The organism is Segatella copri, assembly GCF_003465495.1.
GTDB classification, from domain to species: Bacteria; Bacteroidota; Bacteroidia; order Bacteroidales; family Bacteroidaceae; genus Prevotella; species Prevotella copri_G.
Genome location: NZ_QSAV01000015.1, coordinates 49,761 through 74,311, shown reverse-complemented (window position 1 = coordinate 74,311; position 24,551 = coordinate 49,761). Strand labels below are relative to the sequence as shown.

Annotated in this window: 20 protein-coding genes and 1 pseudogene; 11 read left to right on the top strand and 10 right to left on the bottom strand. The window is 44.4% G+C overall.

The window, feature by feature from the left end; genetic code table 11:
* Positions 1-232 precede the first annotated feature (232 nt).
* From DWV53_RS16090 to DWV53_RS16385, 3 genes are read left to right on the top strand one after another with little or no spacing between them, the layout of a single operon-like run.
* Complete coding sequence (locus tag DWV53_RS16090) at positions 233-487, top strand: Arm DNA-binding domain-containing protein (RefSeq protein WP_259318926.1); 255 nt, start codon at positions 233-235, stop codon at positions 485-487.
* Positions 488-508: 21 nt separating this feature from the next.
* Complete coding sequence (locus tag DWV53_RS16085; protein ID WP_259318925.1) at positions 509-982, top strand: phage integrase SAM-like domain-containing protein; 474 nt, start codon at positions 509-511, stop codon at positions 980-982.
* Between the two features lie 5 nt (positions 983-987).
* Positions 988-1,308 (top strand): ISAzo13-like element transposase-related protein, encoded by a 321-nt coding sequence (locus DWV53_RS16385; protein ID WP_287580224.1) that lies wholly within the window; start codon positions 988-990, stop codon positions 1,306-1,308.
* Positions 1,309-1,526: 218 nt separating this feature from the next.
* Here the strand turns inward: DWV53_RS16385 and DWV53_RS06220 are convergent, their stop codons facing one another.
* A complete protein-coding gene (locus DWV53_RS06220; protein ID WP_118152409.1) occupies positions 1,527-2,147 on the bottom strand; it encodes a CatA-like O-acetyltransferase, family 2 in 621 nt (206 codons plus the stop codon).
* A 626-nt stretch (positions 2,148-2,773) separates the two neighbouring features.
* On the opposite strand from DWV53_RS06220, the gene DWV53_RS06215 reads away from it, so the two are divergent.
* Entirely contained in the window at positions 2,774-3,532 is a 759-nt protein-coding gene (locus tag DWV53_RS06215) for a helix-turn-helix transcriptional regulator (protein ID WP_118152408.1), read from the top strand.
* A 6-nt stretch (positions 3,533-3,538) separates the two neighbouring features.
* On the opposite strand, the gene DWV53_RS06210 is transcribed toward DWV53_RS06215, so the two are convergent.
* From DWV53_RS06210 to DWV53_RS06190, 5 genes and pseudogenes are all read right to left on the bottom strand, one after another.
* On the bottom strand, positions 3,539-4,132 hold the full coding sequence (locus DWV53_RS06210) for a hypothetical protein (protein ID WP_147468747.1): 594 nt from the start codon (positions 4,130-4,132) through the stop codon (positions 3,539-3,541).
* Between the two features lie 50 nt (positions 4,133-4,182).
* Positions 4,183-6,510 (bottom strand): TonB-dependent receptor domain-containing protein, encoded by a 2,328-nt coding sequence (locus DWV53_RS06205; RefSeq protein WP_118152406.1) that lies wholly within the window; start codon positions 6,508-6,510, stop codon positions 4,183-4,185.
* Between the two features lie 169 nt (positions 6,511-6,679).
* Positions 6,680-11,680: pseudogene (locus DWV53_RS06200) on the bottom strand (RecQ family ATP-dependent DNA helicase).
* Positions 11,681-11,816: 136 nt separating this feature from the next.
* Positions 11,817-12,374 carry a hypothetical protein gene (locus DWV53_RS06195; protein WP_147468746.1) on the bottom strand — a complete coding sequence of 186 codons (558 nt, stop codon included), beginning with the start codon at positions 12,372-12,374 and terminating at the stop codon, positions 11,817-11,819.
* 93 nt (positions 12,375-12,467) lie between these two features.
* Positions 12,468-13,238: a winged helix-turn-helix domain-containing protein gene (locus tag DWV53_RS06190; protein ID WP_259318924.1), complete on the bottom strand. Its 771-nt coding sequence runs from the start codon at positions 13,236-13,238 to the stop codon at positions 12,468-12,470.
* A gap of 107 nt (positions 13,239-13,345) precedes the next feature.
* On the opposite strand from DWV53_RS06190, the gene DWV53_RS15505 reads away from it, so the two are divergent.
* Positions 13,346-13,654, top strand: a complete 309-nt coding sequence (locus DWV53_RS15505) for a hypothetical protein (protein ID WP_147468745.1) — start codon at positions 13,346-13,348, stop codon at positions 13,652-13,654.
* On the top strand, positions 13,602-14,795 hold the full coding sequence (locus DWV53_RS06185; RefSeq protein WP_118152403.1) for a hypothetical protein: 1,194 nt from the start codon (positions 13,602-13,604) through the stop codon (positions 14,793-14,795). The genes DWV53_RS15505 and DWV53_RS06185 overlap by 53 nt, the downstream gene beginning before the upstream one ends.
* Before the next feature lie 43 nt (positions 14,796-14,838).
* Here DWV53_RS06185 and DWV53_RS06180 read toward each other — a convergent pair whose 3' ends face one another.
* Together DWV53_RS06180 and DWV53_RS06175 are read right to left on the bottom strand one after the other, a co-directional pair.
* The gene (locus tag DWV53_RS06180) at positions 14,839-15,777 is read right to left on the bottom strand and encodes a DMT family transporter (RefSeq protein WP_117585935.1); all 939 of its coding nucleotides are present in this window, start codon (positions 15,775-15,777) and stop codon (positions 14,839-14,841) included.
* A gap of 28 nt (positions 15,778-15,805) precedes the next feature.
* Positions 15,806-17,392 carry an ATP-binding protein gene (locus DWV53_RS06175; protein ID WP_118152401.1) on the bottom strand — a complete coding sequence of 529 codons (1,587 nt, stop codon included), beginning with the start codon at positions 17,390-17,392 and terminating at the stop codon, positions 15,806-15,808.
* A gap of 204 nt (positions 17,393-17,596) precedes the next feature.
* Between DWV53_RS06175 and DWV53_RS06170 the strand changes: the two genes are divergently transcribed.
* Genes DWV53_RS06170 through DWV53_RS06160 form a run of 3 tightly spaced genes read left to right on the top strand, consistent with a single transcriptional unit; the run spans position 17,597 to position 21,342 of the window.
* Positions 17,597-18,088, top strand: coding sequence for a sigma-70 family RNA polymerase sigma factor (locus tag DWV53_RS06170; RefSeq protein WP_118152399.1), 492 nt, complete (start codon positions 17,597-17,599; stop codon positions 18,086-18,088).
* A complete protein-coding gene (locus tag DWV53_RS06165) occupies positions 18,085-18,696 on the top strand; it encodes a DUF4974 domain-containing protein (RefSeq protein WP_118152397.1) in 612 nt (203 codons plus the stop codon). The genes DWV53_RS06170 and DWV53_RS06165 overlap by 4 nt, the downstream gene beginning before the upstream one ends.
* A 51-nt stretch (positions 18,697-18,747) precedes the next feature.
* A complete protein-coding gene (locus DWV53_RS06160; protein WP_181992430.1) occupies positions 18,748-21,342 on the top strand; it encodes a TonB-dependent receptor domain-containing protein in 2,595 nt (864 codons plus the stop codon).
* A 77-nt stretch (positions 21,343-21,419) separates the two neighbouring features.
* Here DWV53_RS06160 and DWV53_RS06155 read toward each other — a convergent pair whose 3' ends face one another.
* Together DWV53_RS06155 and DWV53_RS06150 are read right to left on the bottom strand one after the other, a co-directional pair.
* Positions 21,420-22,241, bottom strand: coding sequence for a bifunctional hydroxymethylpyrimidine kinase/phosphomethylpyrimidine kinase (locus DWV53_RS06155; protein ID WP_118152393.1), 822 nt, complete (start codon positions 22,239-22,241; stop codon positions 21,420-21,422).
* Between the two features lie 45 nt (positions 22,242-22,286).
* Positions 22,287-23,054, bottom strand: a complete 768-nt coding sequence (locus DWV53_RS06150; RefSeq protein WP_118152391.1) for a radical SAM protein — start codon at positions 23,052-23,054, stop codon at positions 22,287-22,289.
* 302 nt (positions 23,055-23,356) lie between these two features.
* Between DWV53_RS06150 and DWV53_RS06145 the strand changes: the two genes are divergently transcribed.
* The gene (locus tag DWV53_RS06145; RefSeq protein ID WP_118152389.1) at positions 23,357-23,836 is read left to right on the top strand and encodes a sigma-70 family RNA polymerase sigma factor; all 480 of its coding nucleotides are present in this window, start codon (positions 23,357-23,359) and stop codon (positions 23,834-23,836) included.
* 17 nt (positions 23,837-23,853) lie between these two features.
* Positions 23,854-24,540 carry a DUF4974 domain-containing protein gene (locus tag DWV53_RS06140; RefSeq protein ID WP_259318923.1) on the top strand — a complete coding sequence of 229 codons (687 nt, stop codon included), beginning with the start codon at positions 23,854-23,856 and terminating at the stop codon, positions 24,538-24,540.
* Positions 24,541-24,551 lie beyond the last annotated feature (11 nt).

The window sequence follows — 24,551 nt, the reverse complement described above, 5'->3', positions numbered from 1 at the left end:
TTTTTTGAATTATGCAAGGTATAAACGCGGAGCCGCTTACGTTTCTTGTTTCCGTTTTGTTTCTCGCTTCTCGGTTTATTTTCTTATCTTTACATCAGTTTTCCGACGTAAGGGAAAAGAAAGAAAAGCAAATGTCAGCATAGGAAACCATATCTGACATGAACTTTCAACAAGAGGGAGAAAGACCCTCCAATGTAGCAGAATACAAAAACAAAATAACACTTCATACATCATGGCAAGACCAAAGAAACAAGTAAAGCTGAAAGAACCGATTAAAATTCGGTTGAAGTCGCTCGCAGATGGCAACAAGAGTATCTATCTTGACATCTACTATAAGGGAGTGAGGAAGTATGAGTATCTAAGACTCTACCTCGTTCCCGAAATCAATCCCATTTGCAAGGAACAGAACAAGCAGACTATGGCGGTTGCGGAACGCATCAAGGCAGAGCGCATCAAAGCCCTACATGGTCATGGCATACAGGACTGAGAGACAGTAAAACAAGGCTCGATGCTTCTTACCACATGGATAAAGAAGTATTGTGAAGGTGGTGTCGGCATTAAGAAGTCAACGCTCCATTGCCGTGTGGAAATGCTGCACACCGTGGAGAAGTATCTTGACGAGACTAACAAAGGCTTCATTTCGCTTGAAGAGGTCAATGCGGAGTTCTGCCGTGGATATGTGAAGTTCTTGCGTAACTTTCCAAACTCCCATATCAAGTATGGCGAGCCAAGACCTATCAGCGAGAATACGGCAAGCCGATACCTCGGAATGTTCTCCACTGCTCTCAACAACGCTGTGCGACAAGGCATTATTCGTAACAGCCCTATGAAGGAACTGGATGCACGTGAGCGCATTCAGCCCAAGGACGGCAAGAAAGAGTATCTGACCATTGAGGAACTTCGCACCCTCATGGCTACGGACAGTTACCGCCCAGAGGCAAGGAGGCTTTCATCTTCGCCTGTTTTACTGGATTGCGATTAAGCGACATGTACCGTCTTGCTCCGATGCACAACTTCAAGACCGCTGACGGAAAGGGCGAATACAAATATAATCCTATAGAGCATTGCATGTTTGGACCAATTTCAAGAAGTTGGAGTGGCGCACCACTCTTGTCCATTGAGAATGCAAGAACGAGAGCAGAGGCTACCGTCACAAAGAAAGGACTCTCCATTATCGCTACAATAAATCAAAAAACGTATGAAACGAAAAGACCCATTGAAGAATCTTACGAATCAAACAAGAGCAAACGTATCATTTTTGATGATGAGCTCTCCAAATGGAACTATCTCGTCAAATGTTGCTCTTAACCGCAGAAAACTGCGGAAGTTATTTTTTACACATTACATAATCCGGATTTTTGTCTAATTTTTCCTGTATATTTTTTTATTTTTGTTTTCCACAGATGTATGAGGAGGCCATCCAGCAATAGGGACGATAGCTGGAACTTTGGCATAATTATAAAGAGACTCTGCAACGTTTTCTGTCCAGGAACGAAGTATCAATCTTTGTTTTTCCATATTCATCGCTACACAAGTAATTTATTGATTTCCTGCTGCAAGCGATCCAGGAACTTTGCAGCATGTGCCCCGTCCATTTGAGTGTGGTGGAATTGGAATGAAACCGTTAGTGTCGTTCTGAAGAAACCTTTATGGTACTTGCCCCATATCATAAACGGATTGTTGAAGATACCGCTGTACATACCTACCGCACCGTCAATTTCATATTGGGCCAGTGCGGAAGTCCCTATTACCATGCTTTCTGTCAAATCGTGGTTCTCACAGCTTCGGGCTACTTCCGTTGTCAATTTCAGATAATCTTCATTGAATAGCTGCAAATCATCAGAAAACGGCACATCACATGAACTTACCTCATTGTCCTTGTTCATAACAATGGTATTAACCGCAATAGCATCATATTGCATCAATTTGTCTCCGACAGGCAGCATATAAAATTCCTTGATACTGCTTGCCGCTTTGCCGATGCACCAGCACATCAGCATATTGAATTTCATACCTGACTCTTTGCTGATTTTAACAAGACGATTGACATCTAAAATCTTGAAAAACGTAACCATTGGCATCGGGGCTTTCATCCAAAGCTCAAATGCATATGCACGGGTGGTTTCTTTGGGATTTATTTCTCTCATAGTGCTTACCTTCATATTTTTATCGTTTTTATGCTACAAAAATAACGTTTTATTTTGATAATCCATCCAAATCCCTTGAATATCTGCTGTATTCCGTCGTAATTTAGACAAAATAGAAATATAATCTGCAAAAATGGAACTAAGCAATTGATTTCCCAACATGGCAAGATACATATATGCGTTCATAAATATTTGTTCTATTTGCCATGTTCTTAAAATGTCAAAATCGGAAATTTATCATTGTTTTCAGTGTTAATTTATATTTTCTCATGCTTTCATTTTGGGGTTTCTTGATTTTGTTGTTCCTATTTTTGTTTCTTTCGTCATTTTACCATTCCAATTAGTATTGATTATCAGTATATTACAAGCAATTAGTAAGATTTCAAGAACAAGGAAATGCAGAATGCGTATGGGTTGTACTACTCATATCCAGTGGTTAACGAGAATCATCAGCGTCTTTGTGTAAGTCTTCTGCTTTTACGGTTAATTATCTGTAAATAAACAATCCAATAGAGTTGTTATAAATAAAAATATGTACTTTTGTAGCCGAATAGCGTATTTAAAAAGAGATCCGATGGCTTAATGAATCGGAGAACAGATAGAAAGAGTAATATTCAGAATAGCTTATGAATAAAGAAAAAGAAGATTTCTTCCTCCATTCCAATGAGGTGAATCATATCAACAGAGAAGATTACGAGAAGATAGAATTATTGGTGAATGCGGCAAAAGCTTTTGCCCGCAGCACCTACCAGTGTGTCTATATCATCGACTATTTTCATCAGGACTTCATCTATGCATCAGATAACCTCGCTTATCTCTGCGGATTGGAACCGGAGCAGTTGATGGACGCAGGCTATCAGATGTATATCGACCATGTTCCGGATGCTGACCTGCAGATGCTGCTCGAAGCGAACAAGAAAGGTTTTGATCTTTTCAACGAATTGCCTGTGGGCGACCGTCTGGACTATACCATCTCGTACGACTTTCATCTTACCAATGGCAGACATAGCCGATTGATTCATCATCACCTCACTCCGATACTTCTTTCTGATGATGGAAGAATCTGGCTTGCCCTCTGCACTGTATCGTTGGCGGCAACCGATGAACCGGGACATATCATCATGCAGAAGAATGGTGAGCGTGGGTATTATGAGTATTCCACACAGAAACACAAGTGGGAGAAAAAAGAGGGCATAACCTTGAGCGAGACTGAGAGAGATGTTTTGAGATTGTCTGCCCAAGGTTACACGATGAATGATATTGCCGACCGACTATGCAAATCGGTTGACACTATAAAGGCTTGCAAGCGCAACCTTTTCGCCAAGATGGGCGTGAAGAACATTGCCGAAGCGCTGTTTCATGCCACGAACTATCAGATGATATAATCGCAATCATATCTCTTCCAACAATGGCGAGAGATAGAACTTGGGGAAGTATTTCACCTCCTTGCCTTCCGCAAGGTTTGCGAGAATGTTGGCACAGTAGCCGGCGGCAATATATGCCCCGATGCCCAGTTGCGGGAAAGACTCCTCAGAATAATGTCTGATGGCTTCATCTATCCAAGGCAAGGGCATCTGCCAGAACATACCGTACTGCGAGATATACTTGCCCAGTGAGCAACGGAAATCATCCGTTCCTTTTTTCACTACTTCGCTGAATGGATAGCCTTTCGGTTTCTCTACAGCGAGAAAGGCAGCCTTGCCAAGATTGACAACATGGATAACGGTGATGCCCCGTTCCTTGCATTTTTCATCGAAAGCAAACGAGGCTTCGTTGTCATGCAAGGTTGCATTCACCGCATACCGGATGCCCGACAAGTCGCATGCATCCACCTCTTCCATCGTCAGCGTATCCTTTTCTATGCGATAGATATGAAATCTATCTTCCTGCCGAGGGCTTTCATGGAAGTCATGGCGCAAGGCACAGGAGGCTATCAAGCCTCCCATGTCTGCGCCACTAATCAACAATTTTATTGGATTGTTCATTTATAGAGAGATTTATTGTCATTACACCATTACCGGATGCTGCAGACAGATTACATTCTGTTCTTCTGGCTTTCTCCAGCACCCGTACCCTTATATTTGCTTCTTGTAGTGTTGAACTTATACCGTACAGTAAGCGACACTTTGCTTGTTGACAATCCATCATACACCATTTCCTTTATTTTGCCAAAATGAGCAATCATGTGGCTATCGTTTGTCCCGAACAAATCATAGATGAAGAGCTGAAACGACAAATGGTCTTTCAAGAAAGCCTTATATGCGGAAACATTCGTGCAAAACATTGGCTTGTACAGATACTGGTTCTCCTCATGGCCTTTTGTAATATACGACATCATCCACGTAAACATTCCCAGCTTGGTGTTGAGGGTATTGTCAAAACGGAATGAAGCCATTGGCTTGTTGAGCGATTTCCCATCGTGTGTCTCCATGTCAAACCATTGCTTGTCAATGGATGCTGTAAGCGAAGGGTACCAGATGCCAAACGATGGACGCAAATTAATAGATGCAGCTACGTTATTATACGAATTCCCATTCACAGGCTTCATCAAGCCTATTGCAGGATTATCCTTATAAGTCTCCACTGTTGGCATAATTGGATGTGAAGTATGACTGTAGGTCATGTCGAATGTCAACCATTTGTAAGCCAACTCGTAGTTGAGATTTCTACTTATCTGAGATACCAGAAATGGATTTCCCGTTTCATACGTGTATCGGTTGTCATACTGAATGCCACTGCGCAAATTATGATAGGAAGGACGATTAATGTCGGCTGCATAGCTCAATTGCATCTGTACCTTGCCTACAGGCATTGATAAGCTAAGCGATGGGAACCAATTGCCGTACGACTTGCTTTGCCCAGGCACATACTTGCCATATTCATAGTAATTGAAGTCGATGTACTCGTATCTCATACCTGCCTCCAAACTCAGATTACCGAAATCTCTTGAATAGGTCAAGAATGAAGATGTCATACTTTCTGTAATACGGCTGTCGTCATCCGATACCAAGTTAGTTGGCACCACTTGATACTTTGAGGTACGATGGGTATTGGAATATTCACCACCCAAAGACAAATTACCTCCTGATAATGGGTAAGAAAGCACCAGTTTGGAAGCGAGCAGATGATAGTCCTTGTTAGTTAAGCTATGAGCCGTTTGGCTTTGTGCATTCATCCCCACTTCCTGGTATTGCTCTTTGGTAACATCGTTCTGGTATTCCTTCGACCATAGCCAATCTGTATTGAAATCGATGCTGAGCTTACCAATCTTTCCTACATAGTAAATATTGCTTGAAAGATTATTCTTCTGCCAAAAGAAATCAGCATGACTATCAGAACTTTCAGACAAATCTCCGTCTTGCAATATCAAAGAACTCATATCGCCGTTCCATGTTTGCTTAGGATTTCTAAGAAAACCAAAGTTGGCACCGATAGAGTTGTTGGCATCCAACTGGTAGCTGGCATCCAATCGAAAGTTCATGGCTTCGATAATACCTACTTGTCTTATCTCACTTTTTTGGTTCCACGTCTTGTCAAGATAAGTCTTCTGCTGTAAGTCTTTATTGTCTGGCTGGTATTGTCTTGCTCCAAAAGCGTATGCGCCTAGCTCTAATCCATTCTTGCGATAGTTCATATTCAGCCTGCCATATCCTCCAATGTTCTTTTTCTCGTCGTACGATCCTTCTGTTGTAGCGTCAAATCCGAAGCCCTCGCCTTGTATCTTCTTCGTTGTGATACGGATGACCGCCTTGGTGCTGGCTGCGTAACGGGCACCAGGGTTGGTGATGACTTCCACCGACTTGATGTTATCGGAATGCAAACGGTCTAGCTCGCTCTTGTCTCTCATCTGTCGTCCATTGATATAGATAACAGGTTCACCGCGACCGAATACCTTGATGCTGCCATTCTGGGCAGACACGTTAGGGATGCGGTCGAGCAGGTTCTCCATGGTTCCTGCCTTCTCAAGTACGGATCCGACAATGGTTGTCGTCATTCCGCCATTCTTTAGGATAGTCTTAGGCAGGGATGACTTCACGACCACTTCGCCGAGCATCTTGCTGTCTTCTTCCATCTTGATAATGCCCACATTTTCACCAGTGCAATTCTTGCAGATTGTCTTATAGCCTACGGATGTCACCTTGATGATTCCACCGTTGCAGGAAGAGTCGATGACAAAGCTGCCATCCTCTCCACTCACCGCACCCTTGACGAAAGCCGAGTCCGTTCTATTCAATAATACTACATTGGCAAACGCCAAAGGTTCTCCCTTGGTATTCATCACCTTGCCGGTGATATTCTGCGCCATCATCGGAGTCATAGCCGAGAGGCACAACGCTGTGGTAAAAATTACTTTTTCCTTCATATTGCTACAGTTTTGCTTGATTTTTTTATTTTTCTGCTGCAAAAGTATAGCTTTATAGGAAAAAGCCTTTGACACAAAAGTGTATTTCTCAAGAGTGCGGCTTAAGAATTACACTTTTGTGTATAAAAAGAAAGGATAAATAGCGTTTGGTGATAGATTTTTAATGAATTTACCTTATTCTTTTCATCACCAAATCAGCGAGCACGATGGCAGATTCCTTCTCATCCCTCGGTGCATCCTTTGACTTCCATGCCACGATGAAGCGGATTCGGGCAGCGGTTACCTTGTAGCCTTTCAACTCCCATTTGCCTAGTTTCTCTTTCATCTTGATGGAGAGCTGGGCTATGTCTCTGCCTGTTGATGGGAGACAGAGGCAATGGTCGTGGTAGGTTAGCGGCATGCCACTTCTCAGGCAAAGGATAGCGTCCTTGTGAGGCTTGGAGAAGCCCAGGTTTACATCCTTGTGTGAGAGCTGGAGTACTATTTCGTTGGGCTCATCGTAGGCTTGGGCATCATAGAGATGCTGGGCACTTTTCAGGCTGTCGAAGAGATTGCCGTTGGTGTGGATGACAAGCGTACGCTTGGCACGGGTCATGCCCACATAGTATCGGCGCAGTATGTCATCTGTAGGATGTTCGGGATGGGTAATGAGCATTAGTACATGGTCGAACTCATGGCCTTTTGCCTTGTGGATGGTGCTGACCACGATGTCTGATTTCGAGATGTCACAGAAATCTTCTACTGATGATTCGAACACGAACTCCCTCAGGTCGCTGTAGTACTTGGCACGATTGGTCTGTTCAAATATCTGGAGACTGCGGCGCAGATATGGCAATGCCTGGCTGGTGGCATATTTTTGGAATGTCAGCTGCTTGGTTGTTTCCCAAATATCATCAGGGATGATAGGGGATTTCGTCTCCTTGATACCTTGGTCTATCTTCTTCAAGAAGTATCTTACCTCTGCCAGATTCCAGAAGCGCAAGCCGTCCATTGATTGCACCAGTTTAGCCTTGATGCCATGACTGTGAAGAAGAGCCAGCATGATGACAGCCTCCTCATTGGTCTGCGTGAGGATACTGATGGTTTCGTTCTTCTTGCGGGAAGATGCATCGGCTTCTTTTGAAGCGTTACTTCCCAGTAATCGCGTAACATCTTCTAGGATAGGCTGATACATATAAACCTTTTTCTCCTGAATCTCGTATGGATGCTTCACGATTCTTACCTCTCCATCTTCTTGACTCATGGAGATGATAGGGGTAGATTTGATTCGCTGGCGGATGTTGCGGGCGAAGTCGTTGGCAGCATCCACGATATGGCGAAGACTGCGGTAATTCTCCGTCATCTCGATGAAACGGCTGTGCTCTGTCTGGGTCAGTTCATAGAGATACCGCGAGTTGGAACCTCTAAACTCATAGATGTTCTGGTCATCATCTCCTACGGCAATCACCCTCATCTCTTCGTTGGCTTTCATCAGAGCAGAGACAAGGGCATAGTCATCCTTGCTCATGTCTTGCGCTTCGTCGATAACGAGCACGGTCTTGCTGATGCGATTGGGTTCCACTTCTCCATTGTTAATCATTTCTGCGGCATGCTTAACCACATCTCCAGCCTCATCCAGATTGCCAACCCTGCCCAGCAGGTCGAAGCAGTAGGAATGGAAGGTCTTGATCTCTACGAAATGGGCGGCATTGCCGATGAGTTGCATCAGGCGCTGCTTGAACTCGGTAGCGGCTGCACGAGAGAAAGTGAGCATCAGGAGTTGTTCGTGCTTTACATCTTCCAGCAGCAGGAGAGAGGCAAGCTTATGTACGAGCACACGTGTCTTGCCGCTGCCAGGACCGGCAGCGACTACGATGCAGCGGGACTCGTGGTCGTCGATGATTTCCTTCTGTCGCTTGGAGAGTATTCCGAAGAGTTTCTTATACTTCGAAGGTGTTACGTTGCGCTCTATCTCAGTCTCCCGGTTGCCCTTGAAGTACTTTGAGATGAAGCAATGGTAGTCCATCTGGAAGTAATCCTGCACATATTGCAGGGCGGCATCGTAATCCCTTACCATCAGGTTGGCATATTCGCCCACGATGTGAATCTGCTGAATCTTCTGCTTGTAGAATTCATTGAGCATGCGGTAATCCTCCTGCTTATAGTGGAGGCGAGGTTCCTTGATGCGTTTAATTGCCATTGCATTGTAGAGTACCAGAAATCCTCCTTCCAGCTTCATGGCTCCTATCTTGGAGAGATAGAGCAAGGCTTCCTCCACGTCTTCCAACTGCAGGGAAGAGAAGTCGGAAAAGAGTGACTGGTTGCTGGATTTCAGATCGTTCAGAAGTTCAACTACCGAGAATTTAAGAGGCTTCTCTCTTGAATCTACAGAAGAGCTATTCTTGCTCTCTTCTGTTACAGTTTTATTTATTTCCTCAGCCAGGCTGTATAGTCTTTCGATGATGAATCGGCAAACCTCAATTCGTCTTTCGAATCGCTTGATGATGGTTTCTATGTCCTTGTCTCTTGTTACGATGAGATTGCGGACGCCGTCTTCCTTCTTGTGCGCATATCCCTTCACTGCCAGGAAGTATAGCAGTGTGCGGATTTTCTTTTCGGTTGAAGTGTTGATGCCGTCGTGTACGGCATTGTCATTGAGTTGTTTGTATGTGATATGCAGCGACTCATCCGGGATATGTTCCAGAATGTATCTTTCCAGTTTGGCGAAGTTCTCCAGCATCTGCTGAGGCTTGCGTTGCTTGTCGCTGATGTCTTGCAGATAGGCTGATATGTCACGGGTATCGGCAAGGATGCCTTCCTGTCGCATTCGGTCAACGGAGGAGATGACGTCTCGCTTGCTGAGTCCTAGGATGTCGGCGAGGTAATCGATGCGGGATTCAGCCTCGCTATCCTGTGCCTTGGCTATATGCTTCTGGGTGATGAGCGACTTGATGATGCGGATGGCATTCTTCATCTCATCTTCCGAGAACAGGGGTGATTAGGTGAGGCGAAGTCTTGCCTCGTCCATGTTCTTGATGGTGATACCTGTGGCATAGACGTGCGGAATATTGTTGCCACGCTCTATGTATCCGCTCTGTTCTAGAGCAGATAGGGCGGTGCGAACACGGGTTTCTATGTCGGATACCGAGTCATCCCAACCGGCTTGGCGGGCTATCTCCAGTGCCGAACAGCTTACGTGTGGACGCTGCTTGGTAAAATCCTTAACGGCTTTCCATACCTGTTGTATCTCGCTGATGCTCAGTTTGGTTTGGTTGAGCAGGATGAAGTGCTTGTCCAAGTCCTCATCGCTATAGAGTACATAGCATTTGGCATTGAGGTGTGGATCTCTTCCTGCACGTCCAGCCTCCTGTACATAGTTCTCCAGAGAGTCGGAGATGTCGTAGTGGATAACCAGCCCCACATCGCTTTTATCTACTCCCATGCCGAAGGCGGAGGTGGCAACGATGATTCTAACCTTATCGCTCATGAAGGCATCCTGATTGTGTATCTTCTCATCGGCATCCATCTTGCCATTATAGGGCAGGGCGGATATACCGTCACGTGTCAGTTTCTGGGCGAGTTCACGGGTGCGCTTGGTGCGGGATACGTAGATGATGGTAGGGCAATCTGCCTGTTCCACCAGTGAACGCAGTAGATTGTATTTGTTGCCGTCACTATCTACGTGGATAACGGAATAGTGCAGGTTGGTACGTGAGGCTGATGAGGCGAAGAGCTGGAGGTCGGTGCCCAGCCAATGCTTGAAATAGTCGCAGATGTCCTGTACCACCTTCTGTTTTGCAGTGGCGGTGAAGCAAGATACGGGTATCAGGGTTTGACCATGGTTGCGGGCCATGGCGTCCTTGCCAAACTTACGTTCCTGGTATTCCTTGATAAACTTGCCGATGTATAGGTAATCCACACGGAAGTCTTGTCCCCATGCAGAGAAGCAGTGAGCTTCATCAATGACGAATCTCACCACATGCCGTGCCATGAGGATACGCTCGATGGTTTTGGAGCGCAACATCTCTGGTGCTATATATAATAAGGTGGCATCTCCGCTCTGCACTCGTTCGATGGCTAGGGAGCGGGAGATTGGGTCGAGGAGACCGTTGATGGTTACGGCATCGGTGAAGCCGCGGTCTGCGAGGTTATCTACCTGGTCTTTCATCAATGATTGCAGAGGAGAGATAACCACGGTGAGTCCATGTATGGTTCTGCCATCCATCAGGGCTGGCAACTGGAAGGTGAGCGATTTGCCGCCACCCGTAGGAAATATCGCCAATAATGACTTACCATCCACTGCTGCCTGTGATGCCTGTTCCTGCAGCGGTTCGCCGTCATAGGTACGGAAGGCATCATAGCCGAAGAGTTGTTTCAGGTTGTGATGAATGTCGAGCATGCGGTTGCAATACTCGCAGCCATCGGTGCATTGGGTATGGCAGAGCATATAGATGATATGTTCTACTTCGGGATAATGGCAGAGTACCCAACCTGGTGTAACAGATTGGTAATCGTCTGTGCCTATGAGGGCCAAGGCGTATGCCAAGCCGCAAGGCGACTGGGCTGCAAGAGCCGGAATGTCGGCATGGACGCAAATATGATTTTTGTATTCAGAAAGAATGAATTCTGAAACGTCTCTGATTGCATCATCCTTTTCGATGGCTCCCACATACATCAGAAATCCTCTGAATTCCTCTTCATTCTGGAGCAGCAAGGTGAAGATTTTCCTCCTCCTTTCTGATAATTGATTCCATGCAGCGATTTCGTCCATCAAAAGCTCCTTGGCTTTCTCGCAGTCGTTGACAGGATTATTCATCTGCTCGCTCATTAGTTTGTCGTCCTTTACCAAATGATGGTAAGGGCGCTTGGGGAAGAGGAGCGGGGAGAGATAGAGGGTATCTATCAGTATGCCGTTGAGTTGGAGATAGCGGGCATCGTGATGAATGAGGTTATGACCGCAGATATAGTCAACCTTTCCTTCTTGCAGGAACTTGTTCAGTGCCGTCTGTGATGCTTGGTGAAAGTTGGCTCCGTCATAACGCAATGCTCCGATGTCGTGTATTTTATGGTCTTTCAGTCCCACTTCGGTATCTACGAAGGCAATGTTCCTGCTACTGGCATCTTTCTTCTTGATGTCAGAGCTTACGGTGAGATTGTTTTTCCTTCCAAAGAGGCGACTGAATATTGACATAATCTTCGATGTTTATATTTACACCGCAAATGTACAATTATAATTTGATATATGCAAATAATCAAGCGCTTTTATCTTCTTTGAAAACTGTTTTTATACAATCCCAAGAGGCTCGTGAGGATATCTTCAAGGCAGATTAATATGCCCCTAAAACCTTCCAGTTGTCTATGAGTTTGAACAGTCGGGGCATGGCTGGCTTGTAGCTGTCGGGATAGGTGAGGGAATAGACGAAGAGTATTCTGCCACTCTTGATGAATTTATCGTAATGACTGTAGCCGTCTACTCTTACTCCGTTTTCATAGACAGGACCGGAGAGGATGAATGACTTATTCGATGCCTGCATCGTCCGCTCCGAATGAAGCTTCTGGGCAAGAGAATCGGCACAAGCCTGGAGGGTGTTGCAATAGTTGGGGGTAACGTAACTCTCCAGGATGATGTTGGCATGATTAGTGAATGAGAAGCGGGCATAGCCCTGGCATCCCGATACCGAAGTATCCTCCTGCTGGAAGAAGCAAGGATACTTGACAACGTAGCCGAAGTCAGGGTCATTGTATTCCTTCATGGGTGCCATCTCTACCTTGGTTTTGAAATCCGCCATCGGTGTTTGCTGCTCTTTCGTAACCTCATGGTGATAGTTGATGATGAAGTTTATCATCATCAGAAAGACAACTGCTATCAAAAAAATCTTCTTCATATCTTTGCTCCTTTTGTATTTTAGCAGCAAAGGTATGAAGAAGATGGGAAACTGCCAAATAATAAGTATGACATTTGGCTGACATTTCTGAACTTATCTGATTATCAGTCGGTAAGACTTGCCTCTTTCCGATTCAATCATGAGGTTGCTATTCTGCTCAATCACCGGTTTGATACGGCGAATCAAGGTATAGAGCGTTTCATTGGCATCCGGTTTCTTGGGCCAAAGAGCATCACAAATCTCCTGTTTGGAGAGTTGATGATGCGTATTGTTAAAGAAGAGTTGCATCAGTTGGTGCTGCATCGGAGTAAACTTGATGGCTTGTCCGCTTTCCTGATTGTAGAAGGAATCCTCGTCTTGAGAATAGCTCATCGTTCCGAACATATCGGCCTCATGATTCCAGGATTGTTTTCTGCGATGATAGTATAGCGATGCAATTGCCCAAATCATAGCCATGAGGGTAAGCGTCAAAGATGTCCGCTGGTTGCTCATACTCAAAACATCTGCCATCGAACAGTTGGCATAGCTTTGGATAGAGTGCTCGTTGAGGAGCATCGCTTTACTGCTAAGCTGGCTGGCGCTATTTACCAACTGGGAATATTTGTTTTTTCTTCTGTCTTCCATCACATAGCAGAGATTACTGGTCGACTTCAGCAGGTCGATGCTGAGATGTGAGCGGTAGCTCTGGATGGTATCAGGCGTAATCCATTGATATTTATTTTCCTGAAGAGTCAGAGCCAAAGCTTTGTTCATATCTTGTACAATGGCATACTGTGCCTTGCGGTAGTTGCTTACGCTGGAGAATGCCGCAGACATCACAAGGATGGCAAAGATGAGGATGGAATGATATGCTTTCAGTTTCATATTATTATTCTGTTTAAATGATATACTGTTTAAAGATTCAAATGCAAAAGTACAGAAATTCTATGAAAGATGGTATAAAACTAGATATAATATTCGTTAATTGATAAATGTCAGACTCATGTCAGTCATATTTTTCGCTTTTAGGAAAGTTGGCTTTGCCTCATATCAGGGTTGATGAGGCTGGCCGTGCCATTTCTGCTACCGATAATAAAGGAGAAGTGCAGATTCGTATCAATGGCATTCTCGCCAATATGCATGATGTACAGATGCTGGATGTAGCTTCTATTATGAGTGTAGATTATATCGACAGTCCTGGCGTAAGATATGGAAAGAATATTGCATATGTAATAGATATATCAGTCTTTGTCGGCAGATGTTTTGGGCACTTATATCCACACCAAAGGAGCCTATTATGAAGGTGAGGGCGACCCCTATCAATATCAGGTAGATGGAAAGACCTATTCGCTCATAGCCGAGGCTATCTATGAAAACCGGTTGAAACCCTTTACTTTTTCTGCAGGAACCAACTTGAACTGGAAATATATGGATAATCAGTATTTGGGTGATGTGGTTAGCGAGAATGGTATCCGTTCATTGGGTATTTATGGTTTTGCACAAATCAAGGGAAGTTTGGGACAATTCAAGGAAGGAACATCCCGTTTAACTTATGTGGCTGGCTTCGGGTTGAGTAATCAGTCTTATCGACAGGGAGATGAGGAATTTAGTTTTTGGCTTTGTCGTCCGAAACTCACATTGGCTTATTCCCTTTCTTCTTCGTTTCAGATCCGCTTGGGAAGTGAATTATCACAGCATATTTCGCAGATAGCTATGATTTCGGATACCCGTATTCGAAAGAACAGTATGGAATGGACTGTGGGTAATCCTTCGCTTAAGCCTAACAGTAGATATGAGAACTGGGTGGTATTCTCTTTCAGTAAACCAAGGATAAATACTGATTTTACCTTGAATTATCGCATCAATCGTCATTGTAATTTGGCGAAATACACTCGCACGGAAGATGATCAGTTTCTTTATACCCAGGCGAATCAGCCCCATTGTAATATGTTGTATCTTACGAATGATACCCGGTTTGACATTATCCCCGACCACCTTATATTTTCTGTGAATGCAGGTATTTACCGTTTTTTCAATAAGGGCGATGAGTACAGTCATTGTTATACCGCTTATAATTATAGTGGAACATTACAGGGATATTGGGGAAAATGGACAGTGATGCTGTATGCTGATAATGGTTGGAACTTTATGGAGGGAGAGAACATCGGGCATAATCCTCCTTCATTGGCAACCTCAGCCAGTTATCATATAGGTGATTTCGATTTTACGCTCTATATGCATAATCCGTTTATGGCTCATCCGAAATCCTATTCAGCAGAAATCGTCAACGCCTTGCTCCGTAAGCAGGTTCGTGGTTATGACAATTCGGGAGGTAATTTGCTCCGTATCGGTGTTGCCTGGAATATCAATCGGGGAAAGGAATACCGTAAGATACAGCGGAATATCAACAATGAGGAGCGCGAAACGGGTATCTTGAAATAGTTGGCTTTGCTTTCTATATGGGTTGCATTGGCAACAGCCGGATTTATTTCTTCCCTTTATTGATGATATAAATTCCGGCAGTAGCCAATGCGCCTGCTATCAGATACTTCCAGTAGAAGGTTTCACCAAGACAGAGGCAGGAGGTGATGGCTCCTACTACGGGGATGAGCGAATTGTATATTGCTACCTTTCCTACGGGATTGCAGCTCAATAGTTTATTGTAGAGAGCGAAACTGATGGTTGAGATGGCAATGAGCAGCAGAAGGATGGTGATGCCCCAGAGGCTGATGACTGGCAGATAGCCACCCATTAACAATGCAGGAATCACCAGCAAGGCTCCACCGATACTCAGCGAATAACCGGTTCCTACGAAAACATCCACTCTCTTGCTCAATCCTCGGGTCAGCAGGGAAGCACTGGCTCCACACAAGGCGTTGAGGATAATCATACCATCGCCCAGGAAAGTGAAACTACCGCTTTCCTTTCCGCCAAGGTTCAAGGCTAGGATACCCAGGAATCCGATGATGCAGCCCAATGCCTTTCGCCACGTCATCCTGTCGCTCTTGAAGAAGATACAGGCAAGGATAACCACCGTGAAGACGCTCATAGAATTGAGTATCGCCGAACGTGCTCCTGCATTATGCGAGAGTCCGAAATAGAAGAAGGCATAATGAAGGGTGGTGTTGAGGAGTGCATAGAGGAGAAGAAACCAGACATTCTCTTGAACAGCTTTCTTCTTGAATCCGAATTCACGGTGTGAACTTCTTGCGATGGCAAGGATGATGATACCGGAGATGAAGAAGCGGATACCTGCAAAAAGCATCTTGCTTCCGGTCATGTCTGCTGTAATCTGATATTCTTCCATTCCCATTTTAATCAATGGGTAAGCCCATCCCCACGAGATAGCAGCCGTAAGGGCGAACAGGCTTACCCATACTGGGCGCTGAAATATACTGAGTGTATTTGTTTCTTTCTTTTCCATTTATATTTATTGTAGGAGTATTGAAGGGCTAGTTTACCTCTTCAAACTCCCAGTCTTCTACTGTTCTGGTTTGAGTACTGAAGCTGATACCTATTTTATATATTTTTCTTTCATCTGCGGAGTAAGGAATCATATAACCTTTCTCGTTTATTTGAGCCAAAGCCTCTTGGGCAGGTTTGTTGATCTTTATCTCAAAGACAAAAATTGCTGTAGGAGCAAACATTACTGCATCAGCTCTTCCCCTGCAACTTTTTACTTGTGTATAGGTTGCCACATTCATCATTGAAAGAACGATGTAGAGAATAGTCTCATAATAATATTCGCTCTTTTGCATATTCTCCAATACGCTCTTTCCACCCTCTGGGTATGGAATAGAAGCAAAGTAAGCCTTCATCTGCTCCATAGCCTGGTCTATGTTACCCGTCAGCAGGTCACGATAGAAGAGTGCTGCAAAACCCAAGGATTGGCTATCACTCTTGCCGGAATAGATGGGAAGGAGATTCTCCATTAATCCTGCCCTTACCTCTTTGTTTGGAATGCCTAGATAATATCCATTGCTCAGCGGGTCATACTTTTTGATGGTAAGATAGCCGCTTTGGTAGAGCAAAGGCAAAGCATCGCTCATCTTCTCCGTAGGACGGTCGAAGGATGAGGAAAAGGCAAACATATCGTCAAGTGTTGTGACATCTGTATGGAAATGTTGCATCTGATGAATCAGGTAGGTTGATGTACCTGAAGCATACCAGTAGTTGTCGATGAATCCTGCTGCAAAACTTCTCATGAGACTGTATGGATTGAAGATATCTTCACCTTCCCGGCTGAAGTGGTAACCATCATAGTTTTCTCTTAGCAATTCTCTCATTCTTTCGAATGATACATGATTTTTGCTAGCCAGCAAAGCAATATCTTCTTTCAGAATGGTGTCCAGTTCATCCTTGGTGATGCCGCAGATGGTAGAAAACTCCGGATCCATACTGATGTTGGTAAGATTATTGATAGTGCTGAAGATGCTGAGTTGAGAGAATTTTGTGATTCCCGTGATAAAGGCAAAATGAATATGCGAACTGTTGGCTTTAATAGGCGCATAAAACTCCTGCATGATAGTTCTTACAGCTTCCAGTTTGGTCTCATCATGCAACACATCAAGTAGAGGAGCATCGTATTCGTCAATAATGATAACGACTTTTCTGCCGGTCATCGATTCTGCCTGTTCTATGAGCTGGGTTAATCTGTTGCCGGCACTTTTCCTCATATCTTCTATTCCGAATTGCTTTTCGAACCTGCGTAATTGCATGTCGAATTTTTCAGGAAAGAGAGATAAATCGCAGTTCTTGAAGGTTGACAGATCGAAATGGAGTACAGGATATTCTATCCATTCTTTTTCAAAAGTTTCGATAGCGAGTCCTTTGAAAAGATCTTTCTTTCCTTCAAAGTAAGAGCGCAGCGTACTGCTTAGCAGGGACTTACCAAAACGGCGTGGACGGCTAAGAAACACATATTTGTATTTCTTTGCCATATTGTAAATGAGGGCGGTTTTATCTACATAGATCATACCTTCCTCTATGATGTCGTTGAAGGTTTGCACCCCAACGGGATAGATTCTTTCCTTTGCCATAATCTTCGAAGTTTATATTTCCACCGCAAATTTACAATTATTATTTGATATATGCAAATAATCAAGTGCAATATTTGAAACAGTAAAATAAATATCCTCCTTATCTTTTCTTTTTTAAGATAAAAATGAGTACTTTTGCAAAAAAAGTTGGATTCATAGGTTAGCATTTTCTCTACTCGAGGGTAATAGCTAGTAAAAATCGTGATGGAAAAGAAAGAAATATCAACACTGTTCAGGCAGTATTACGGGCGGATGTATGGGATGGCTGTCAGCATCCTCTACGATGAGCAAGAGAGCAAGGATGTGGTTAGCGACATCTTTGAACGATTGCTCGAATCTGATACCGTATTGTTGCCAGATACCGTCGAGCACTATCTGCTAACGAGTGTTCGAAACAGTTGCCTTAAGCGCATTTCACAAAAAACGAACCGGCAGCGTATGGCTATGCTTTATGCCAGCGAACAACAGATGGCTGCATCTCCAGAAGAAGATGAACTCCGGTTGGAGCAGATGCTGCATTTTGCCAAGACCCATCTCACCCCACAACAGCAGTGCATTTTCAAGATGCGATTCCTGGGAGGGATGAAGTATGGAGAGATAGGAGAGGAACTGGGTATCAGCCGAGTGGCAGTCTGGAAACATCTTTCCAACATTACGAAGATGATTAAAGAACAATTTAAAGATTCAGAGTTATGACCAACAAGAGTAATGACGATCAGTTAGTTCTGCTGAAGCGGGCTTTTGCCTATGAGAAGGCGAAAGACTCTGTGGATGTGGATAAAGCTTGGAAGGAGTTTGAGGCAAAGCTTGCTGATACTGATTCCAAGCAAGGGGATGAGGCTTTGGATATTTCCGAAAAAGCGTATCATCCGACAGGGCAATCTTCCTGGATGAAGATAGCAGCCGCCTTTGTGGGATTGCTGATGCTTTCGGGCATTTCGTATGCGGCTTATCATATTGTGAACCGTGCAGAAAAGAATGAGACGGCTTTGGTGACGGATAGCGTGAAGACATCGCATAAACAGAAAGCAAAAGTTGCGGTAGATGACGCTTGGCTGAAGATAGAACCAACCAAGAAAGCCCCTGTTGTCTTTGAGGATATTGAGTTGTCTGGCATCTTGGAATATATTGCCGACAAGATGCAGGTAAAGGTGGAGTATCGCAACCAGGCAGCAGCACATATCCGTTTTTATCTGCAATGGGATAGCAAGGATTCCCTGCAGGATATCATCGACAAGATCAATCACTTTGATAAGGTACATCTTTCCTTTGATGTGGCTAATCAGATGTTGATTGTAGAGTAAATACGCATGATTTGTTCCTATCCGACAGGAGCTGTGAAAAAGAGAGAAACTATGAAGAGAATCATATTTATGATATTTCTGTGTATGGCGCTTATGGCAGGCTATGCACAACGCTTGTCGCATACTTTCGACAAGGCTTCGTTCAGTAAGGTCTTGGTCTGGCTAGACAAGGCTCAACCCCAATATAAAATCAATTTTATCTACGATGAGTTGGAGGATTTCACCGTCAGTACTTCTTTCAAGAACAAGGATGTCCGTGATATCGTAACCCAGGTAATTGGCTTTTATCCCATCCGTGCCACCTTCGACAAGGATGAAATCTATTTCGAGTGTGTCCAGAAGGAACCCCAGAAGCTGATAGGAAGGGTGTTGGATGATAAGGGCTCACCGATGGAATTTGTCAATATCGCTCTTCTGGATGTCAGGGATTCCAGCTATGTGAATGGGGGTGTGAGCAATCTTTCTGGCGACTTCGTGATTCCTGTTCATCAGAAGCAGGTCATCGCCCGTTTCTCCTATGTTGGCTATAAGACCCAGTATAAACGGGTGAATGTGGGCAAGATGGGCAGTATCCGGTTGTTCCGTGATGCCTATACATTAAATAAGGTGGTGGTGAAAGCCTACAAGCCTTTGTTCCAACGCAAGGAAGACAAGACCGTTTTCAATGTGAGTGAACTGAAGAATATCGGGGCTATGAATGCCACGGATGTGTTGAAGTATGCTCCAAAGGTGATGGTGCAGGATGATGCTTCCGGAGGAGTGAATATCAAGGTGAATAATACAGAGGCAACCATTTTCGTAAATGACAGAAAACTGGCAGGAACGGAACTGAAGTCTTTCCTTTCAAGCATCAAAGCTGATGATATCCAAAGCATTGAGATACAAGATACGCATGGTGCTGAGCATGATGCCGACATTAAGGGTGGCATTGTTCATATCAGGACAAGGATTCGGGCTGGTTTTAATGGAAGTATCACGGGATATGTGGGAAATCTAAGCCCAGAATCGAGTAAGTTTTATTCCTATTATCCATTATTGAATCTTAATTTGGGAACGGAGCGTTGGAATGTTTATGCCTCTACTTATTATATCTGGGCAAGAAATGCCCTATATGGTGAGACACGACATCATTTTATGGAGACAGATACTCATCATCTTGTTGCTCAAACGTATGATAATAGGCAAAAGTTATATTTCTATCGTGTGGGTAGTATCTATGCCATTGATAAGAAGCATCATCATCTCTTTGGCGCTGAGCTGAATGGAAATATCAATAATGGGCATGCTGTTAGTGCGGGTGATTACTGTAAGTTTACTGATGCCAATAAAATGTTGTATCAAGGTGTTTCTGATATGAACGACCGTAATAATACGGATTATCTGAATGCGGTGCTTTCTTACAATTGGAAAATAGATGAGAAAGACAGTTATCTAAAGGTATTAGGCAACTATAATTATAAGCATGCCAATAAGGGCAATAGTTTCGTAGCATCTTATAAAGATTATGAGCCTTTGCATACGGATGAGTATAATCAATCAACCTCGAATGCCAATACAGGAAGTTTGCAGACGGATTTCCGTTATAATTTCCCTAGCAGTTTGGCGCTTCGCTTAGGTTCTAAATATGAGAATAATATCAGAACCACAGGATTGAACATCAGGAACAATCTCGTGGAGGGAGATTTGACTTCAAGCGATTGGAAGTATCAGGAACAGGTTGCGGCTGCTTATCTCGGGTTGTCGAAGAACTTTGGAGAGAAGGTGTTTGCTTATCTAAGTATGCGAATGGAGAATACTTGGCAGAAGGGCATCAATCGCTTGACTGATAAAACAGAGGTGGATAAGCGATATACCAATTGGTTTCCTTATGCATACTTGTCTTATAAGTTCAATGACAAGAGTAGTATGAGTCTTACATATAGCAGCAGTATCAACCGTCCTTCGTTTGGTGATCTTACCAATAACAAGGAACGTATTTCAGCCGTTCTTTATACAACTGGCAATCCGAATGTGCAGCCATCTATCAGTAACTCCCTTATATGGGAGTTGACGCATGGTAACCATTCTCTGTCTTTCTCGTATAAGCATAGGAAAGATGTGATAGCTGAGTATTTTGAGACGATTGGTGACAAGACTTATCGTGATATAACCAATTTTGGCTCAGAGACCATCGTGAGGGCTTATTATGCTTTCAATGGGAAAATCTTGCCTTGGTGGAATCTCAACATGGGGTTGGCTGGCTATTATGACGATATTCCAAAGAGTTATAATGTAAAGCACATTTGGGTGGTAAAAGGAAATTGTGTCAATTACTTCACCTTCAAGAAGATTGGTAGTATTTCTGTGGAGGGAAATTATTCTACGAGCACGATAGATGCAAACTATAAAAGTCATCCTCTTGGCTACGTGTGTTTAGGGTATAATCGAACATTCTTGAAGGATGCCTTGTCGCTGGGTTTCAGCGTATTTGATGTCTTCCATACTTTTCGTCAGAAAGGCTATCAGCTCAATCCTGTCCTCGACTATGAGTTCTATCAGAAGGCATACTCCCGTTATAGCCTGACATTGACTTATAGCTTTCACAATAAGTATAAGGCTCGTAAAGGCCAGATTCAGAATGATAACTCTATTATCAATCGACTATAAAAAATGGGGAATCTGTTTTTGCAGGTTCCCCTTTTTCCTCTTTATCAATTCCTTGTTTTTCTACCTTTCAATTTCTTCTACAAGTCCCCCAGATGCCTTTCTATCGGAATTCCTCGGTTCTTGTCCTTGTCATCCTTGTTGATGTCTATCCAGTTGCGCAGGGTATCCATGGCGATGCGGGTGGCATGGCGAAGCTGATCGCCATCCTTCAGTCTGCCCACGATGATGCTGGAGAAGATGTCGCCGGTGCCCGGGAACTGAACGGGGATTTCTTCGTAGGGCAGGAGGAAATACTCTTCTGTAAGATGATTGAAACCTACTACGGCATGCTGACCCTCTACGATGCACGAGGTGATGAGTACGGAGTGGGAACCGATGGCTCTCAGTTTATCTATCAGTTCATAGGCTTCCTTCTCCGAGATTCCCTCTTCCTTGTATTCCGAATCCGTCAGCAGACAAGCCTCGGTATAGTTGGGAAAACAGAGATGCGATACGCTCAGCATCTCCTTCATGCATCTCACGGTACTCTCACTGGCTCCACCATAGAGCTTGCCGTAATCGCCCATCACGGGATCCACATAGATGTCGGTGCCCAGTGCTGCCTGTTCTCTGCAATAACGTGCCACCAGCTTAGCCTGACGCTCCGAAGCCATGAAACCCGTGGTGATGGCATCAAAATGAATGCCCAGTTCGTTCCACTTCTGCAAGGCTTCCTCGATATACGAAGTGCATTCCAGAATGGCATACTTGCCGTATGGGAAGGTGTTACTGATGAGCATGGTGGGCAGATTGAACACATCGAGTCCCATATAAGAAAGGATAGGCATCTGAACAGCGGCAGATACCTTTCCGTAGCCACACATGTCGCTGATAATAAGGATATTACTTTTCGCTTTCATTCTTTCTTTTTTCTACTTGCTTTTCTTTCTTATCCTGATTATCTCTTAATAGCTGGCTGTACACTTGATGCCCAGTGCCTCTACACGGTCCTTGATGGCATCGAGAGCTTCCTTTGGTGCCTTTTCCAGCAACTTGTCTGGTGTTTCGCGGGCGATGGTATAAACCATTACCTGCTGAGGCTGGATGTCTTTCACTGCCTCCAGCCAAGGAGCTACGAAATGCTCGCTGGTATTGTCCAAACCGTCACCTCTCAGGAACATGGTCTGGATGATGACGTGCCCCTTAAACATCTTCAGATATTTGATTACATCCTTCACGTCGTAGTTAGGCTGCTGAGGGCGGTCCAGCTTCTTGATGTAATCCATATCCACGGTATCCAGTTTCAGGATGTTGTTATCCACGAGCATCAGCGCCTCTCTCACTTCCTCCTTATATATATAGGTGGCATTGCTGAGTACGGATACTTGTGCTTCAGGGAAATATTTCTTGCAGAGTTCCATCGTATCTTCCACGATTCCCTTGAAGTCTGGGTGTCCCGTAGGTTCACCGTTTCCTGCGAAGGTGATGTCGTCCAGAGGCTGGTTGTTGTCGTGGCGCTCTTTCAGAACCTTCTCCAGTCCTTCTCTTACCTCCTCGCGGGTAGGGCGCTTCTTCTTAGGACGGAAGTCGGCGTTGAATCCGCATTCGCAATAAACGCAGTCGAATGAGCAGACCTTGCCATCAGATGGCATGAGGTTGATGCCCAGTGAAACTCCCAGACGGCGGGAGTTTACCGGACCGAATATCGGTGATGGATAAATAATCGTTGACATAATCTTATTCTCCTTTATCTAATCTATTCTTTATTTTATCTTGGTAATACCTGTTTTATACCAATCTTATTTACTTGTTCGTAATTTGGTGGGCAAAAGTACTAAAAAATGTTGGAATGAACAAATAAATCAACTGAAAATCGATTTATCCTTACCATTTGTCTTCTATCTCCGATAGATTGTGTACTTTTGCATTCAAATCCGGGGAGATTCTTGGTGATTTCGATTCGGATTTAAAGGAAAAAACAAAAAAGTTGATGTTTTGCTTAGTTTTTCGCTTGGCTCAACTGTATAGATAGTATATGAACAGAAAAAAGGACATAGAACAATTATTCCGTCAGCATTATGCGAAGATGTACAATCTGGCCAGATGCATTCTTTCGGATGATGACGAGAGCAAGGATGTGGTGAGCGAAGTATTCGCCCAGATTCTTGCCGATGATGTGGTTCTGGTGCCTGGGAGTGAGGACGGTTACTTGATGCGGAGCGTACGCAACCGCTGTCTCAACCTGATAGCTCATAAGAGCGTGAAGGAAAGGGTGGCGAAGCTGCTGCTGGATGATACCGATGTGATTCTCTCAGAAGAGACCGATGAACGGCTCGACCGGCTGATGCTTCTCATCGAAGATCTGGAACCGCCTATCCGGCAACTCATTTTCCGTCTGCGCTATCTTCAGGAGAAATCTTATCAGGAGGTGGCTGATGAAGTGGGAGTGAGCAAGGTGACGGTATTCAACCATCTCTCGAAGGCGATGGACTGGATTAAGGAACAATTTAAATGAGCAAGACAATGACAAACATGAGTAAAGAAGAAAAGCGGATGATGCTCTTTGACATGCAGGAGCATCCCGAGAAATATACCGACGAGCAGGTGGAGCGCCTGCTTGACGATGAGGAAGTGAAGGAGTTCTTCCATGAACTGGCGATGGCGAGAATGGCTGGCAAGAAAGCCAATCCGAAGAATGTGGATGTGGATGAGGCTTGGAAGGAGTTTGTTCAGGCACATCACGAGGATAAGATGGCGATAGATGCCGGCAAATCCAAAGGCGCTTATCGCAACCGGGTGAAGATTGCTGCATCCATCGTCGGCATCATCTTCCTTTCGGGTGTAGCCTTGGCTGCGATTCACAACGGCTGGTTGGGATTCCCGGCTTCTGATCAGACAGCGGATAACAAGGCTGCGACAGAACAGTTGGCAACAACCCAGGCGCTGTCGAATGACAGTCTTCGTGCTGCAACAGCAGAGAGTAAGGATTCGCTTGATATGAAACCCGTGGTGTTTGATGATGCTGAATTGGGAACCATTCTGGCTCAGCTATCCGGTTTCTATCATGTCAAGGTGGAATATGTGGATGCCGGTGCCCAGCACATCCGTCTCTTCTTCAACTGGAACAAGACGAAGACTTTGGAGCAGAACCTGGAGATTTTGAATGCTTTCGACCGCATACAGATAGAGTATATTGACGGTACATTGTTGGTGAAATAAGATAGGAGGAT

What these genes read in the sequence shown, in the direction of transcription:
- DWV53_RS16090 (WP_259318926.1), top strand. Translation starts at nt 233, where the DNA reads ATGGCAAGACCAAAGAAACAAGTAAAGCTGAAAGAACCGATTAAAATT.
- DWV53_RS16385 (WP_287580224.1), top strand. Translation starts at nt 988, where the DNA reads ATGTACCGTCTTGCTCCGATGCACAACTTCAAGACCGCTGACGGAAAG.
- DWV53_RS06205 (WP_118152406.1), bottom strand. Translation starts at nt 6,510, where the DNA reads ATGAAGGAAAAAGTAATTTTTACCACAGCGTTGTGCCTCTCGGCTATG.
- DWV53_RS06195 (WP_147468746.1), bottom strand. Translation starts at nt 12,374, where the DNA reads ATGAAGAAGATTTTTTTGATAGCAGTTGTCTTTCTGATGATGATAAAC.
- DWV53_RS06165 (WP_118152397.1), top strand. Translation starts at nt 18,085, where the DNA reads ATGACCAACAAGAGTAATGACGATCAGTTAGTTCTGCTGAAGCGGGCT.
- DWV53_RS06210 (WP_147468747.1), bottom strand. Translation starts at nt 4,132, where the DNA reads ATGAACAATCCAATAAAATTGTTGATTAGTGGCGCAGACATGGGAGGC.
- DWV53_RS06160 (WP_181992430.1), top strand. Translation starts at nt 18,748, where the DNA reads ATGAAGAGAATCATATTTATGATATTTCTGTGTATGGCGCTTATGGCA.
- DWV53_RS06215 (WP_118152408.1), top strand. Translation starts at nt 2,774, where the DNA reads ATGAATAAAGAAAAAGAAGATTTCTTCCTCCATTCCAATGAGGTGAAT.
- DWV53_RS15505 (WP_147468745.1), top strand. Translation starts at nt 13,346, where the DNA reads ATGTCAGACTCATGTCAGTCATATTTTTCGCTTTTAGGAAAGTTGGCT.
- DWV53_RS06190 (WP_259318924.1), bottom strand. Translation starts at nt 13,238, where the DNA reads ATGAAACTGAAAGCATATCATTCCATCCTCATCTTTGCCATCCTTGTG.
- DWV53_RS06155 (WP_118152393.1), bottom strand. Translation starts at nt 22,241, where the DNA reads ATGAAAGCGAAAAGTAATATCCTTATTATCAGCGACATGTGTGGCTAC.
- DWV53_RS06220 (WP_118152409.1), bottom strand. Translation starts at nt 2,147, where the DNA reads ATGAGAGAAATAAATCCCAAAGAAACCACCCGTGCATATGCATTTGAG.
- DWV53_RS06170 (WP_118152399.1), top strand. Translation starts at nt 17,597, where the DNA reads ATGGAAAAGAAAGAAATATCAACACTGTTCAGGCAGTATTACGGGCGG.
- DWV53_RS06180 (WP_117585935.1), bottom strand. Translation starts at nt 15,777, where the DNA reads ATGGAAAAGAAAGAAACAAATACACTCAGTATATTTCAGCGCCCAGTA.
- DWV53_RS06175 (WP_118152401.1), bottom strand. Translation starts at nt 17,392, where the DNA reads ATGGCAAAGGAAAGAATCTATCCCGTTGGGGTGCAAACCTTCAACGAC.
- DWV53_RS06140 (WP_259318923.1), top strand. Translation starts at nt 23,854, where the DNA reads ATGAGTAAAGAAGAAAAGCGGATGATGCTCTTTGACATGCAGGAGCAT.
- DWV53_RS06150 (WP_118152391.1), bottom strand. Translation starts at nt 23,054, where the DNA reads ATGTCAACGATTATTTATCCATCACCGATATTCGGTCCGGTAAACTCC.
- DWV53_RS16085 (WP_259318925.1), top strand. Translation starts at nt 509, where the DNA reads ATGCTTCTTACCACATGGATAAAGAAGTATTGTGAAGGTGGTGTCGGC.
- DWV53_RS06145 (WP_118152389.1), top strand. Translation starts at nt 23,357, where the DNA reads ATGAACAGAAAAAAGGACATAGAACAATTATTCCGTCAGCATTATGCG.